A 12,880-nucleotide genomic window follows, 5' to 3' on the forward strand; every position below is an offset into this window, starting at 1 on the left:
GATTACGGTCTCCAAAAGGGTTTGCGCGCTTCCATGTCGGCCTCGCGCGGGCTGAGGCCGATATCGCGGAGCATGTGGTCGTCCAGCCGCGACAGGTGTCCCCTTGTCTTTCGGCGTTGCGTCCACAGGACACAGGCCCAGGCCAGCTTTACCGCGATCAGCGACAGGACGGGCAGGGTGGTGCGGGCGGAAAGCCCCTCGAGTGCCGTGCGGTCGGTGCGGGTGAAACTGGTCATGGCGTATCCTTTCCTGATAAATTGTATTGACACAATACTGTGTGCTTGCCACAATTAAGGGATACATTGCGAGATTGTTCGAATCCACGGAAATATTGTCATGGGTACAAATTGGCAGCCTGAGCTGACCGACACCGCCGCGCCCAAGTACAAGGCGCTGATGCAGGCGATCCGCACCGGTATCGACAATCACAGCCTTGCGCCGGGCGACAAGCTGCCCCCCGTGCGTGACCTTGCGTGGCGGCTCGGGATCACGCCGGGCACCGTGGCGCGGGCCTATTCGGGCCTGACGGATGACGGTACGCTGGTGGCCGAAGTCGGGCGCGGCACCTTCGTCGCCGAGCCCAAGAGCGTTTCTCATGACGACCTGATCCCGATCGAGGCCGACAGTATCGAGCACAATTCGGATGGCGACGGCTACGCGGTCAACATGATCTCGCCGCACCTGCCGAGCGTGGGGCAGGCGCGCCTGATCCGACAGCTTATGGCGCAGATCGCCGAGGATCCGCCTTCGGGCGTGATGCATTATCCCAGCCGCCGCAACATGCAGCCCGCCCGCGCCGCGGCGGCGGCATTTCTGTTGCGGGCGCCTTTGGGCCGGTTCACCGAAGACGACGTGGTGCTAGCCCATGGCGGGCAGAACGCCATCATCCTGATCATGCAGACGATTCTGTGTGGACGCCGCCCCACCGTACTGGTCGAAGAACTGTGCTATCCGGGTTTTCGCCGCGCCGCCGACCTGATGCGGGCCGAGGTGATCCCGGTGGCGATGGATGACCACGGCCTGCGCCCCGACGCGCTTGAGGCCGCCGCCACGAAACACCAGGCGCAGATGCTGTTCACCTCGGCCGAGGTCCACAACCCAACCTGTCTTTTCACCCCGGCCGAGCGCCGCGACGAGGTCGTCGAGGTCGCCCGCCGCTGCGATCTTCAGATCCTCGAGGACGATTGTTACCGCATCGGCCCGTCGCAGGCCCCGGCCTACAGGATGCTGGCCCCCGAACGCGGCTGGTACGTCGCTTCGCTGTCGAAATCCCTGACGCCCGCGCTGCGCGTCGGCTTCGCACTGGCGCCCGAAGGGCAGTCGATGGCGCTGCGAAGGGCGGCGGAATCTTCGTTTTTCGGACTGGCCACGCCAATCTCGGACCTGATCGCGGCGCTGTTGACGCATGACCGGCTTGACGAGTTGATGAATGCCGTGCGCACGCGGTCGGGCGACTACATCCAGGCCGCGCTGAACGTGCTGGGCGGGCACGATGTGAAATGGCGAAAGGACGTGCCGTTCCTGTGGCTGACCCTGCCGCCGGGCTGGCGCACCTCCGCCTTTTGCCAGGCGGCGGCGGAGCAGGGCGTGCAGGTCCGCTCGGCCGAGGATTTCGCCAGCCGCGACGCAGCCTCGCCCCATGCCGTGCGCATGGCCGTGAACGCGGGCGTCAGCCTGGCCAGTTACGAGGCCGCGATGCAGCGCCTGCGCCGCCTTCTGGACAACCCGCCCGAGGGCATCGGCGTCTGAGCGCGGGCTAGAGCAGTCCGCCCGCGCCCCACGCGAGGCCGAACCCGATCACCAACGCGCTGAGGGCGGCGGCATAGGCCATCAGCTTTATTTTACACAAGGGACGCTCGCCGTAGGTACGCCCGTTGATCCCCGAGACGACGACCTTCTGCGCCTTGCCGTCATAGACGTAATGCAGAATCCAAACCGGCAGCAGGATGCGCCGGTAATGGATGCCCGTCGTGTCGGTGCGATAGCGTATGTCATGCACCCCGCGCTTGTTGATATGCCGCTTGATCCGGTTGCGGATCAGCAGCCGCTTGTCGCGGGCGTTGGCGTCCAGCCCCTGCGCCACGGTCTGATGGTGGCGCTCGGCCGCGAACCCGGCCAGGTAGCCTGCACTATAGGGGCGCAGGCGGTCGGGGTAGAACTCGTGAAGGATGCCGTCGCGGATCAGCGGTGTCACATGGGTCGAGGCCGGCACCAGCAGGTCATCGAAGGCGATGTTCATCGCCCCGCCGGTGGAATGCGTGCGCCGGTTCTTGCCGGACCCGGTGGTGTACTTGGCCCAGTATTGAATGGCCTCCTTGCTGTCGAGGGTCCAGAACGGCGCGTAAAGCCCGCTGAAATACCCGTCTTCGACATGCGCCGACAGGTCTGACGGCGCGGCGATCCGCGCGCGCACCCAGTCCCGCGCATTGGCCCTGGCCGTCTCCAGCGTGACGCGAAAGGGGATCAACGCCATCGTGTCGAACCCCATGTCAGGGTCGGCCAGAACCACCGGCCCGTCGCAATAGGGACACCGCTCGGACAGGGCCGGGTCGGTGAAGATCACGTGCCCGCCGCATGTCTGACAGCTGTGCTCCATCAGGTCCGGGCGGCTTTTCGGCTCTTCGGTGGGCACGTCCGGGTCATAGCCGAACTCGGTCTGCGCCAGGTGGTCGTCGGGCGTGTCGAGCGACCGCACATTTCCGCAACTGTCGCAGCGCAGCCCCTCGGCCTCGGCGCTGTACCGGCACTGCCCGGCGCAGTCGGGACATTGCAGCGCGGCCTGTATCGCCTGTGCGCCGGGAACCGGGCCCGCCATCAGTCCGACTCCGCGATCGCCGCCGCGATCTCCAGCAGGATGCGCAGCCGCAGCCACGCGCGGTCCATGGCGCCGGCCAGGTCCTCGGTTGCCCACCAGTCGCCGATCACCGTGGCTACGAACCACACCGCCATGACCCAGAACGCCACCAGCGACCAGCCGGCAATGCCGCGGATGAATCCGGCCGAGCCGTGCTTCAGTTCATGCTTGGCCTCGTAGACCTTGATGATCTTGGCCACCTGCGCCATGCCAAGCGCCGTGGACAGTGCCAGCAGCAGCAGCGCGGCAAGGGGCGGGCCGGGGAAGTGAATCAGGCTTTCCATGTGAGGTAAAATAATACCTAAATAACAAGTCTTTGTTTGTGAAAGAAAATAACGCGCATTTCCTGCTTGAACTGTGCATCGGAGCCTATATAACCCCGCAATCCGAATTATGACCCTCTGACCCTTGGGGACAAGACCATGAAAACCTTTTCTGCAAAACCGGCAGATATCGACAAGAAGTGGATCGTGATCGACGCCGACGGCATCGTTCTGGGCCGCCTTGCGTCGATCGTTGCCACGCGCCTGCGTGGCAAGCACAAGCCCAGCTTCACACCAAGCCAGGACATGGGTGACAACGTCATCATCATCAATGCCGACAAGGTGCAGCTGACCGGCAAGAAGCGCGAAAAACCCAACTACTGGCACACCGGCCACCCGGGCGGGATCAAGTCGCGCACCACGGCGGAGATCCTTGAAGGCGCCCACCCCGAGCGGGTCGTCATGCAGGCCGTCAAGCGCATGCTGCCGTCGAACCGCCTTGCACGCCGCCAGATGACCAATCTGCGCGTCTACGCCGGCACCGAGCATCCGCACGAGGCGCAAAGCCCCGAAGCGCTGGATGTGAAATCCATGAACAAGAAAAACACGCGGGTGTAAGAGACATGGCTGACGAAATCAAAACACTCGACGGTCTCGAAGCGGCCGTCACCGATGATATCGGCGGTGTACAGGGCATGCCCGAGGAAACGCCGCGCGAGCCCGTCCGCGACGATCTGGGCCGTTCCTACGCCACCGGCAAGCGCAAGGACGCGGTCGCCCGCGTCTGGATCAAACCCGGCTCGGGCAAGGTCTCGGTCAACGGCAAGGAAATGAACAAGTACTTCGCCCGTCCGGTGCTGCAGATGATCCTGCGCCAGCCGTTCACGGTGGCCGGTGTCGAAGACCAGTTCGACGTGCAGGCCACCGTCAAGGGCGGCGGTCTGTCGGGCCAGGCCGGTGCGGTCAAGCACGGCATCTCCAAGGCGCTGCAGCTTTATGATCCCAGCTTGCGCGGTGCGCTGAAAGCGGCAGGCTTCCTGACCCGCGACAGCCGCGTCGTTGAGCGCAAGAAATACGGCCGCGCCAAGGCCCGCAAGAGCTTCCAGTTCTCCAAGCGTTAAGCTTTGGGTTCAGGATTTCGGGAAGGGCCGTCCGGTTGGGCGGCCCTTTTTCCGTGCGGAACATGTCTTTCCATAATGAGCGCCTTTGGCGCGCCGTATCGGTTCGATTGGGGGGCAGCCCCCAAACGAAGCTCGAATTGGGGGCCAGCCCCCAAACGAAGCTCGAATTGGGGGCCAGCCCCCAAACCCCCGGGATATTTTTGGCCAGAAGAAGAGTGGGGCCGGGGCCTATTGGTCAGGCGGCAACAGCCCCAATCCGCGCAGGTAGATCCCGATACCTGATTCCAGCAGATCTTCGGGCGGGAAGGGGCTTTGGGTGCCGGGCGAGTTGCGAGCGAAAAGCTCGACGACACCGTGGCTGAGCGCCCAGACATGGGCCGACACCATCGCCGTGGGCGGGCGCTTGTCCGGAGGGATATGCGCCGACAAGCCCTCGGCGGCGCGTTCCAAAACGGCGCGGGCGCGGCCCGACACGGCGGCGAGGTCGGCGTTGCGGTTGACCGAGATGCCGCTCTCGAACATCGCGATGTAGTGGCCCGGGTACTTCCGCGCGAACGCCAGGTAGGCACGGCCCGTCGCCGCGAACGCGCTCAGCGCCGTCTGCCCGGTGCCATAGGCGTATTCGATCACGTCGGCGAAGATCTCGTAGCCCTGTCGCGCCGCCTCGGCGATCAGGTCCTCGCGTCCGCTGAAATGACGATAAACCGCCGCAGGCGTCACCCCGGCCTGCTTGGCGGCCTCCGAGAGAGTGAACCCGGTCGGGCCTTTTTCCTCGATCAAGGTCAGCGCCGCGTCGACCAGCGCTTGGCGCAGGTTGCCGTGGTGATAGCCCCGCTTAGGCATCCCAGATCTCGGGCCCGCCGCAGACGACCGCATCGGGGACGCCCAGCGATTTCGGCAGCTTGCGGTCGTAGTCGATATTGAGCAGCACGTGCCGGATCGCCTCTACCCGCGCGCGCCGCTTGTCGTCCGAGCGCACCACCGTCCAAGGCGCGTGGGTGCCGTGCGATCGCGCCAGCGTCTCGGAGATGGCCTCGGAATAGGCGTCCCATCTCTTCAACCCCTCGACGTCGATCCAGCTGAGCTTCCATTGCTTCAGCGGGTCGCTCTCGCGCTTCATGAACCGGCGCAGCTGTTCGGCGCGACCGACGTTCAGCCAGAACTTGAAGAGGTGAATACCCTCGTCGGCCAGCATCTTCTCGAAATCGCCGACCTGGTGAAAGAAATGTTCGCGCTGCGCATCGGTGCAAAAGCCAAAGACCTTTTCCACCACGCCGCGATTGTACCATGAGCGGTCGAAGAACACGATCTCGCCGCCAGCCGGCAGGTGGTCGATATAGCGCTGGAAGTACCATTGGGTGGCTTCCGTCTCGGACGGTTTTGGCAAGGCCACGACCCGCGCGCCACGCGGGTTCAGGTTCTCTCGAAACCGCTTGATCGTGCCGCCCTTGCCCGCCGCATCGCGCCCTTCGAAGACGCAGACGACCCGCGCGCCGCTTTCCTTGACCCAGGCCTGCAGCTTGACCAGTTCGATCTGCAGACGGTGCAGATCCCGCTCATAGGCCTTGCGCGGCATCCGGTCGGAATGGGGATAGTCGGACGACAGGATATCGCCCTTGTCGGCCCGCCGGATCGCGTTGCGGACCTCCTCGGGGGCCCCGCTTTTGAAATAGGTGCTGATCGCGCCGTCAAATGGCAGGTCCATGCAGCCACTCCCTTGATTTTCGGGCGATTATGGAATGTTAAGCGGTTTAACGCAATCCGGCGCGAGACGCCGCGCGGTCGATTGCCGCGACCGTGGCCTGGGGCCGCACGTGGTGGGGCATGTGGCCCACGCCGTCCAGCACCGTCAGGTTGCCGTTTCGCAGCTGTTTCGAAAGCGGGATCGAGTGCACGTCCAGCGGCACGGTGTCGTCCGCGTCGCCATGCACGATCTCGACCGGCATCCGCAGCGTATCGCGATACTGCTGCGACATCTCCACGATATGCGGGCGCAGGCCCAGCACCTGCTGGCCATTGGCGCGCAACGTCTCGCGCCGCAGGGTCAGGCCGGGGCCGAGATATTCGGAATACCCCTTTGGCGCGCTTTGCGGCGCGAACGTGCCCTCGATGCTGCGCTCGATCCGCTCTTCCGAGGCCAGCGCGGTGATCAGCGGCACAGCCGCCGCCCCGCCAAGCGCGGTGCCGGTGACGTTGTAGAAGGTGCCCAGTTCCCCGGGCCAGGGGTTCGACACGCCCGCCAGCAGGACCAGCGCCGAGGTTTCCTGCGGCGCGTTCAGCCCCCAGGCCAGCGCAACGGCGCCGCCGAAACTGTGGCCGACCACCACGGGCCGCCGCACGCCGACTTGGGCCGCGGCCTTTTGCAAAAGGGCGGCCTGTTCGCGCGGGCTTTCGCCCTCGGTGCTGCCGACGCCGCCATAGCCCGGCAGCCGCTCGGTATAGCCCAGCCCGGGGCGGTCGAACGCGATGACCCGGTAGCGGGACGTCAGCCGTTTCGCCAGGTCAAAGGTGAAATCCCGCAGATTGCCGCCCGCGCCGTGGATCAGCACCAGGTCCGGGCCCCTTCCCTCGACCCAGACATGCACGCGGGTCCCCTCCACCTCGACAAAACGGCCCAGCGGCGGGTGGGTTTGCTCGGCGGTGCGTTCCTTGATGCCTGCCAGCCCCGCACAGCTCGACAACAGCGCGACGGCGCCAAGCGCCGCCCAGATCAGCTTGCGTTTCATGACCCCTCAAACCCCTTTGATCGTTACCATCGCGAACATAGCCCGACCGTGGCCATATCAAAGGGTGTTGTCTGGTAAATCTCGTTGATCCAGTTGCCGTAAAGCAGGTGCGCATGGCTGCGCCAGCGGTTCTGTGGCGGGCAGGCCGGGTCATCGTCGGGGTAGTAATTGCAGGGCACGTTGATCGGCGTGCCCTGTGCGATGTCGCGGTCGTATTCCTGTTTCAGCGTGTCGCTGTCATATTCAAGGTGGTTGAAGATATAAAGCGCGCGGGCGGTGTCGTCCCGCACCAGGCAGGGGCCGACCTCGTCACTGTCCAGAAGCACGTCCAGCCCCGGAACCGCCTCGATCTCGTCGCGGCGCATCTCGGTCCAGCGGCTGACCGGGATCACGCAATCGTCCGAGAACCCACGCAGGAAGGGCGAGGCAGGCGCCATGTTGCGGTGCCGGAAACAGCCGAACGCCTTGGCGTCCAGCAGGTGTTTCTTCACGCCGTGGAAGTGGTTGATCATCGCCATCCCGCCCCAGCAGACGCCGAAGGTGGAATGCACGTGGGTCTGTGTCCACTCGAACACCCGCACCAGCTCGTCCCAATAGGTGACGTCGCTGAACTCCAAGTGCTCGATCGGCGCACCGGTGATGATCAGCCCGTCGAATTTCTCGCCCGTCGCCTCGACCTCGGAGAATGGACGGTAAAAGCTTTCCATGTGATCCGCCGCGGTGTTCTTGGTGCGATGCTCGGACATGCGGATCAGGCTGAGGTCGATCTGCAGCGGCGTCGCGCCAATGAGGCGGGCGAACTGGTTTTCGGTCTGGATCTTCTTCGGCATCAGGTTCAGCAAGCCGATCCGCAAGGGCCGAATATCCTGCCGCGAGGCCGCGTCCTCGTCCATCACCATGACGCCCTCACGGGTTAGGACGTCAAAGGCGGGCAGGCTGGCAGGGATCTTGATGGGCATGTCGGAACCTGTGTCAGGGATCGGGCTTAGATAAAGGTTTATGCCCTGCGCTCAAGGGCTGCGGCCACCAGCGCCTCGAACCCGTCGGCAGTTGTGACCTGCGAAACCTCGTCATGGTCGAGCGTGATGCCCCATTTCTCCATTGCCGCATAGCGCGGCGCGCGGTGTGCCAGTGCACGGGCATAGGTCCAGCGAATAAACGAATCGGGATCAACATCGCCTTCTTGGACATTGTTTTCGCGCAGATATTCCGCCCAGGCGCCCGCCAGGAATTCAGGCTGATAGCACATCGGCTTGGGCGCGCGGTCGAACCGGCGGATCAGCTCCTGCCGGTGCGCCTCGTCGCCTTTCAGCCCGATCAAAAGACAGTGAGACGCCAGTTCCGTCAGGATCGGATCGTCCGGATCGTCGCCATCGACCCATTCACAGATCGACCCGCCGGTATCGCAGACGAAATGCGGATAGCCGTAAAGCCGCCCCGCGCGTTCGATGAAATGGCCGGTATCCATCAGCGCGTTCATTTCCGCGCGGCGGAACTGATCCTGCCTTAGGCGGTACTCGTCGATTGGCAGCCCGCCTTTGTCCGGGTCGCCCGGCTTACCCAGGTAGGTCGAAACCGGCGAAAGGTTCTCGAACGTGATGTTCGACCCGATATAGATCGAATCCGTCATCAGCAGGTTGCGCAGAAACGGCACCTTCATCGCATGCGCCTTGGCGTTGTCGGCAATCAGCTCGCCCATGTAGCGGGTGCCGATCCGGTAATCGATGGAATAGTGAAACCAATCGCCTGCCTCGCGCAGCATGTTCGACAGGTGGGTCTTGCCCAGCCCCGACATGCCGTAGAACAGCACCCGTTTGTGCGGCGCGTCCCGCCAATCCTGCGCGGTCTGGTAGATCATGGTCCATGCTCCCTTATCGCCGCTTTGGTAGACAGCGGCGCGGAAGGCGTCAAACCTCAATCCGTTGCAGCCAAAGAAAAACCCCGCCGGAGTGGACGGCGGGGTTTTCGCTGGTTGCTTTGTGTCGGCTTTAGAATTTGAAGCCGACCTGGGTGCCGACGGCAATGGCGTCGCTGTCGGTGAACCCGGTCACCGAGCTGTTGGCGCTGCCCACGTCGATATACCGGATGCCCGACGTGATCTCCCACGACTCCGTCTCGTAGGTCACGGCCAGACCATAGCTGACGTAACCGTCCGTACCCGAGAGGTTGCCGACGATATCTCCATTGTCTTTTTCATATCCGATGATCGCCGCACCGCTCCAGTTCTCGTTGAACCGCCGGCCGAGGCCAAGCTCGTAGGTCCAGACATCGCTGGTGCCGCTGGCAATAGACGTGTTCACCGGCGCACCGGTCGAATACGAAAAGAAATCTGCGGGTTGCACGTTGAATGCGGTCCATTCACGCCACTTGATTGACCCGAACAGCAGTGTATTCGCCGCGATGCCGCTTTGGGCGCGCAAGGTAACAGCCTGAGGAATCTCTACGTCGAACGGCGTACCGTTGTTGTCGCGGAACGAATGCTCGACCTTCGACTCATAGGTCAGCGAGAAGCGCATCGCCAACTCGGGCCGCTCATAGGCAGCACCCAGCAAGTAGCCAAGCTGGAAGTCGTTATCGACGCTCAGCGTATAAGGACCAGGGCCGCCGGCGGGCCCAGTGGCGGGCGAGATGACTGTGATGTCGCCTTTCAGCCCCTGGTAGCGAACGCCACCGTACACGCTGACATTGTCCATAACGTCGTACTTGGCCATGGCCGTGAACTGGATCGAAGAGACTTCGGCGTTGGAGGCACCAAAGAAGGCACCGGTGCCCGGTCCGGTGTAAGGCGGCGTCCGATAGTTGACGGATGCACCAACCGGTTCGTCGATGACAAACGCAAGGGCCAGCCTGTCATTGTACTGATGCTTGAAGCCCAAAGCATAGTTTTGATAGCTGTTTTGGATGTTGCCCGTCGGCGTCGCGCCGATGGCCGCAGCTGTTCCGATCGGCGGACCAGACACGTTCGGATGCACGGTCGCCGCCGAGAACTGCAGGTAGTTCCTGCTCTCTTCGAACAGGATTTGCGATGGGTCACCGCGGCGTTCGATTCCGCCTGCTGAGGCGGCAGAGGCAGTTGCGGTGAGCGCGCACGCTGCCAAAGCTAGTTTTTTCATAAGTTCCTCTCCTCCAGAACATTGCGTCACACTACTGTTACGCGTGAAAATCGGTCAATTTTTACGCGACGTCATGAAACGAGGAGCACCGGTCGGGCGTGCAAGAATGTCACAGCCCGAGGCCATTCCGAACCGAACCGTTCACCTCTTGCGGGTCTCCGCCCAGAGGTTGAGGTAATTGGCCCCGAAAATCAGGACCGCGCCGACAAAGACGAAGACGCTCACCGCCTCGTCATAGACCAGCAGGCCCACGATCGCGATCACCGGCAACCGCATGAAATCGATCGGGCTGACCAGCGTGGCCGGCGCCAGCGCCAGCGCCGAGGTGATGCAGAAATGCGCCGTCAGACCGCAGATGCCGATGGCCACCAGCCACGGCAGGCTTTGAGACGAGGGCAGGGCGATATCCCCGTCAAAGCCTGCGCAGATCAGCCCGAACACCGCCTGCATCACGGTCATGTAGAACAGGATGCAGGTCAGCGATTCCGTCCGCGTCAGCCGCTTGGCAAAGATATACGTCCCGGCAAAGCCGATGGCACAGGCCGCCGCCGCCGCCGTTCCGATGTTCAGCGTGTCGGGCGTGGGCCGCGCCACGATCAGGATGCCGATGAACCCAAGCACCGCGGCAGACAACCGGATGCGCGTCATCCGCTCGCCCAGCATCAGCGGCGACAGGATCAGCACCCATAGGGGCGTGGTGAACTCCAGCGCGAAGACCTGCGCCAGCGGGATCATGGTGATCGCGAAGAACCACAGGTTCTGCCCTGTGAAATGAAAAACATTGCGCAACATATGCGTGCCGGTCTTTTGCGTCGGCAATTCATCCAGACGCCCCTGCGCCAGCACGAACGCCATCACCACGACCAGACCCACGATGCTGCGAAACATCATGATTTCAAAGGTATCGAGCTCAAAGCTCACCTGGCGCCCGGCCACCGCCATCAGGGTGAAGGACGCCACCGCCCCCAGCATGAACAGACCCGCTCGCAGGACCTGCGGTGCAGGCTCCGCCGTCTCGGTCACTCCCATTCGATGGTGCCCGGAGGCTTCGAGGTAATGTCGTAGGTGACCCGGTTGATACCCTCAACCTCGTTGATGATCCGCGTCGCGGTCTCGCCCAGGAAATCATGGCTGAACGGGTAGTAATCGGCGGTCATCCCGTCGACACTCGTCACCGCGCGCAGCGCGCAGGCATAATCATAGGTCCGCCCGTCGCCCATCACACCCACGGTGCGCACCGGCATGATCGCAACGAAAGCCTGCCAGATCTCGTCGTAAAGCCCATGCTTGCGGATCTGGTCGATATAGACCGCATCCGCCTTGCGCAGGATCTCCAGCTTGTCGCGGGTGATCTCGCCCGGGCAGCGGATGGCAAGGCCCGGTCCGGGGAAGGGGTGACGCCCGATGAAGCTGTCGGGCAGGCCCAATTCGCGGCCCAGTGCGCGCACTTCGTCCTTGAACAATTCACGCAGCGGTTCGACCAGCTTCAGCCCCATCTTCTCGGGCAGGCCACCGACATTGTGGTGGCTCTTGATCGTCACGCTCGGCCCGCCGGAAAAGCTGACGGATTCAATGACATCCGGGTAAAGCGTGCCTTGGGCGAGGAAGGCCGCACCCTCGATCTCGTCGGCATATTTCTGGAACACGTCGATAAAGAGCTTGCCAATGATCTTGCGCTTGGTCTCGGGGTCCGACACGCCCTCCAACTCGCCTAGGAACAGGTCCTGCTCCTGCGCGTGGATCACCCGAAGGTTCATGTGATCGCGGAACATGCCCACGACCTCCTCGCCCTCATTTAGGCGCAACAGGCCATGATCGACGAAGACGCAAGTGAGGTTCTCGCCGATCGCCTCGTGAATGAGCGCCGCGGCCACCGAACTGTCCACTCCGCCCGACAGGGCGCAGATCACCTTGGAGTCGCCCACCTGCTCGCGGATCGCCTCGACCATTTCCTCGCGGTAGGCGGCCATGGTCCAGTCGCCCTTGAACCCGGCCCGCTTGACAAAATTCTCGTAAAGCGTGCGGCCATTGGGCGTGTGATGCACTTCCGGATGGAACTGCACCGCGTAGAAATCCCGCTCCAGATCGGCGGTAATGGCAAAGGGCGCGTGCGGCGAGGTGCCGTAAACCGCGAACCCGGGCGCCAGTTCGGCCACGTGGTCGCCATGGCTCATCCACACCTGCTCGCGCTCGCCAAGGAACCAGCCCGCCAGAAGCTCGATGCGCTCTTCCGTGGGCGACACCCAGGCGCGGCCGAACTCCGCCGTGCCACCGCCGCCCGAAATCTTGCCGCCTTCCACGCGGCCGCCCAGATCCTGCATCATGACCTGCTGACCATAGCAGATGCCGAGGATCGGCACGCCGAGGTCATAGACCGATTGCGGCGGCCGGGGCGCGCCGTCGCGCGTCACCGTGTCGGGCCCGCCGGAAAAGATCACCGCCTTGGGCGCAAAGTCCTTCAGAAACGCGTCCGTCACGTTCTGGAACGGGTGAATTTCGCAGTAAACGCTCAGCTCGCGCAGGCGGCGCGCGATCAGCTGCGTCACCTGGCTGCCAAAGTCGATGATAAGAAGGCGATCATGCTGGGTCATGCAAAGCCCATATGAAAAGCCCGTGCGCGATGCAACAGGTTTGAGCGCGCCTGACCAGACCGCGCACGGACATGACGCGCCACCACCTCCCATAGGGTGGGCGAAAGCCCACGCGCACTTGCCCGCCGCATCCTAATCATGCCCCGGAATGTCGTTATAGACCGTGAAACGGCGCAAATCTCCCGCGACTCGCACGCATTAGCGGATATTTA

At 63.4% G+C, this 12,880-nt stretch carries 14 protein-coding genes; 3 read left to right on the forward strand and 11 right to left on the reverse strand.

Annotated features, from left to right (window positions below; all coding sequences use genetic code 11):
• Window positions 1–2 precede the first annotated feature (2 nt).
• Entirely contained in the window at window positions 3–236 is a 234-nt protein-coding gene (locus FIU86_RS08810) for a DUF1127 domain-containing protein (RefSeq protein ID WP_152474741.1), read from the reverse strand.
• Window positions 237–336: 100 nt separating this feature from the next.
• On the opposite strand from FIU86_RS08810, the gene FIU86_RS08815 reads away from it, so the two are divergent.
• Window positions 337–1,749, forward strand: coding sequence for a PLP-dependent aminotransferase family protein (locus tag FIU86_RS08815; RefSeq protein ID WP_152474742.1), 1,413 nt, complete (start codon window positions 337–339; stop codon window positions 1,747–1,749).
• A 7-nt stretch (window positions 1,750–1,756) separates the two neighbouring features.
• On the opposite strand, the gene FIU86_RS08820 is transcribed toward FIU86_RS08815, so the two are convergent.
• Both FIU86_RS08820 and FIU86_RS08825 read right to left on the reverse strand, forming a co-directional pair.
• Complete coding sequence (locus tag FIU86_RS08820; protein ID WP_152474743.1) at window positions 1,757–2,815, reverse strand: hypothetical protein; 1,059 nt, start codon at window positions 2,813–2,815, stop codon at window positions 1,757–1,759.
• Complete coding sequence (locus FIU86_RS08825; RefSeq protein ID WP_152474744.1) at window positions 2,815–3,138, reverse strand: hypothetical protein; 324 nt, start codon at window positions 3,136–3,138, stop codon at window positions 2,815–2,817. Before FIU86_RS08825 ends, FIU86_RS08820 begins: the two co-directional genes overlap by 1 nt.
• Window positions 3,139–3,276: 138 nt before the next feature.
• On the opposite strand from FIU86_RS08825, the gene rplM reads away from it, so the two are divergent.
• Complete coding sequence (gene rplM / locus FIU86_RS08830; RefSeq protein WP_152474745.1) at window positions 3,277–3,735, forward strand: 50S ribosomal protein L13; 459 nt, start codon at window positions 3,277–3,279, stop codon at window positions 3,733–3,735.
• A gap of 5 nt (window positions 3,736–3,740) precedes the next feature.
• Window positions 3,741–4,238: a 30S ribosomal protein S9 gene (rpsI, locus tag FIU86_RS08835; protein ID WP_152474746.1), complete on the forward strand. Its 498-nt coding sequence runs from the start codon at window positions 3,741–3,743 to the stop codon at window positions 4,236–4,238.
• A 228-nt stretch (window positions 4,239–4,466) separates the two neighbouring features.
• On the opposite strand, the gene FIU86_RS08840 is transcribed toward rpsI, so the two are convergent.
• The 8 genes from FIU86_RS08840 to guaA all read right to left on the reverse strand — a co-directional run bounded on the left by FIU86_RS08840 (window position 4,467) and on the right by guaA (window position 12,668).
• Complete coding sequence (locus FIU86_RS08840) at window positions 4,467–5,081, reverse strand: TetR/AcrR family transcriptional regulator (protein WP_152474747.1); 615 nt, start codon at window positions 5,079–5,081, stop codon at window positions 4,467–4,469.
• On the reverse strand, window positions 5,074–5,943 hold the full coding sequence (ppk2, locus tag FIU86_RS08845; RefSeq protein WP_152474748.1) for a polyphosphate kinase 2: 870 nt from the start codon (window positions 5,941–5,943) through the stop codon (window positions 5,074–5,076). The genes FIU86_RS08840 and ppk2 overlap by 8 nt, the downstream gene beginning before the upstream one ends.
• 46 nt (window positions 5,944–5,989) lie before the next feature.
• Entirely contained in the window at window positions 5,990–6,964 is a 975-nt protein-coding gene (locus tag FIU86_RS08850; RefSeq protein ID WP_152474749.1) for an alpha/beta fold hydrolase, read from the reverse strand.
• A gap of 23 nt (window positions 6,965–6,987) precedes the next feature.
• Window positions 6,988–7,923 carry a homoserine O-succinyltransferase gene (gene metA, locus FIU86_RS08855; protein WP_152474750.1) on the reverse strand — a complete coding sequence of 312 codons (936 nt, stop codon included), beginning with the start codon at window positions 7,921–7,923 and terminating at the stop codon, window positions 6,988–6,990.
• Window positions 7,924–7,961: 38 nt separating this feature from the next.
• Window positions 7,962–8,822 (reverse strand): ATPase, encoded by an 861-nt coding sequence (locus FIU86_RS08860; protein ID WP_152474751.1) that lies wholly within the window; start codon window positions 8,820–8,822, stop codon window positions 7,962–7,964.
• Window positions 8,823–8,952: 130 nt separating this feature from the next.
• Window positions 8,953–10,077 (reverse strand): outer membrane protein transport protein, encoded by a 1,125-nt coding sequence (locus FIU86_RS08865; protein WP_152474752.1) that lies wholly within the window; start codon window positions 10,075–10,077, stop codon window positions 8,953–8,955.
• A gap of 141 nt (window positions 10,078–10,218) precedes the next feature.
• A complete protein-coding gene (locus FIU86_RS08870) occupies window positions 10,219–11,106 on the reverse strand; it encodes a DMT family transporter (RefSeq protein ID WP_254703980.1) in 888 nt (295 codons plus the stop codon).
• Entirely contained in the window at window positions 11,097–12,668 is a 1,572-nt protein-coding gene (guaA, locus tag FIU86_RS08875) for a glutamine-hydrolyzing GMP synthase (RefSeq protein WP_152474753.1), read from the reverse strand. Before guaA ends, FIU86_RS08870 begins: the two co-directional genes overlap by 10 nt.
• Window positions 12,669–12,880 lie beyond the last annotated feature (212 nt).

Origin of the sequence: Roseovarius sp. THAF9 (assembly GCF_009363715.1) — a bacterium.
Classification (GTDB): domain Bacteria; phylum Pseudomonadota; class Alphaproteobacteria; order Rhodobacterales; family Rhodobacteraceae; genus Roseovarius.

What these genes read in the sequence shown, in the direction of transcription:
- FIU86_RS08815 (WP_152474742.1), top strand. Translation starts at nt 337, where the DNA reads ATGGGTACAAATTGGCAGCCTGAGCTGACCGACACCGCCGCGCCCAAG.
- FIU86_RS08850 (WP_152474749.1), bottom strand. Translation starts at nt 6,964, where the DNA reads ATGAAACGCAAGCTGATCTGGGCGGCGCTTGGCGCCGTCGCGCTGTTG.
- guaA (WP_152474753.1), bottom strand. Translation starts at nt 12,668, where the DNA reads ATGACCCAGCATGATCGCCTTCTTATCATCGACTTTGGCAGCCAGGTG.
- FIU86_RS08840 (WP_152474747.1), bottom strand. Translation starts at nt 5,081, where the DNA reads ATGCCTAAGCGGGGCTATCACCACGGCAACCTGCGCCAAGCGCTGGTC.
- ppk2 (WP_152474748.1), bottom strand. Translation starts at nt 5,943, where the DNA reads ATGGACCTGCCATTTGACGGCGCGATCAGCACCTATTTCAAAAGCGGG.
- FIU86_RS08825 (WP_152474744.1), bottom strand. Translation starts at nt 3,138, where the DNA reads ATGGAAAGCCTGATTCACTTCCCCGGCCCGCCCCTTGCCGCGCTGCTG.
- metA (WP_152474750.1), bottom strand. Translation starts at nt 7,923, where the DNA reads ATGCCCATCAAGATCCCTGCCAGCCTGCCCGCCTTTGACGTCCTAACC.
- rpsI (WP_152474746.1), top strand. Translation starts at nt 3,741, where the DNA reads ATGGCTGACGAAATCAAAACACTCGACGGTCTCGAAGCGGCCGTCACC.
- FIU86_RS08810 (WP_152474741.1), bottom strand. Translation starts at nt 236, where the DNA reads ATGACCAGTTTCACCCGCACCGACCGCACGGCACTCGAGGGGCTTTCC.
- FIU86_RS08870 (WP_254703980.1), bottom strand. Translation starts at nt 11,106, where the DNA reads ATGGGAGTGACCGAGACGGCGGAGCCTGCACCGCAGGTCCTGCGAGCG.
- FIU86_RS08865 (WP_152474752.1), bottom strand. Translation starts at nt 10,077, where the DNA reads ATGAAAAAACTAGCTTTGGCAGCGTGCGCGCTCACCGCAACTGCCTCT.
- FIU86_RS08860 (WP_152474751.1), bottom strand. Translation starts at nt 8,822, where the DNA reads ATGATCTACCAGACCGCGCAGGATTGGCGGGACGCGCCGCACAAACGG.
- FIU86_RS08820 (WP_152474743.1), bottom strand. Translation starts at nt 2,815, where the DNA reads ATGGCGGGCCCGGTTCCCGGCGCACAGGCGATACAGGCCGCGCTGCAA.
- rplM (WP_152474745.1), top strand. Translation starts at nt 3,277, where the DNA reads ATGAAAACCTTTTCTGCAAAACCGGCAGATATCGACAAGAAGTGGATC.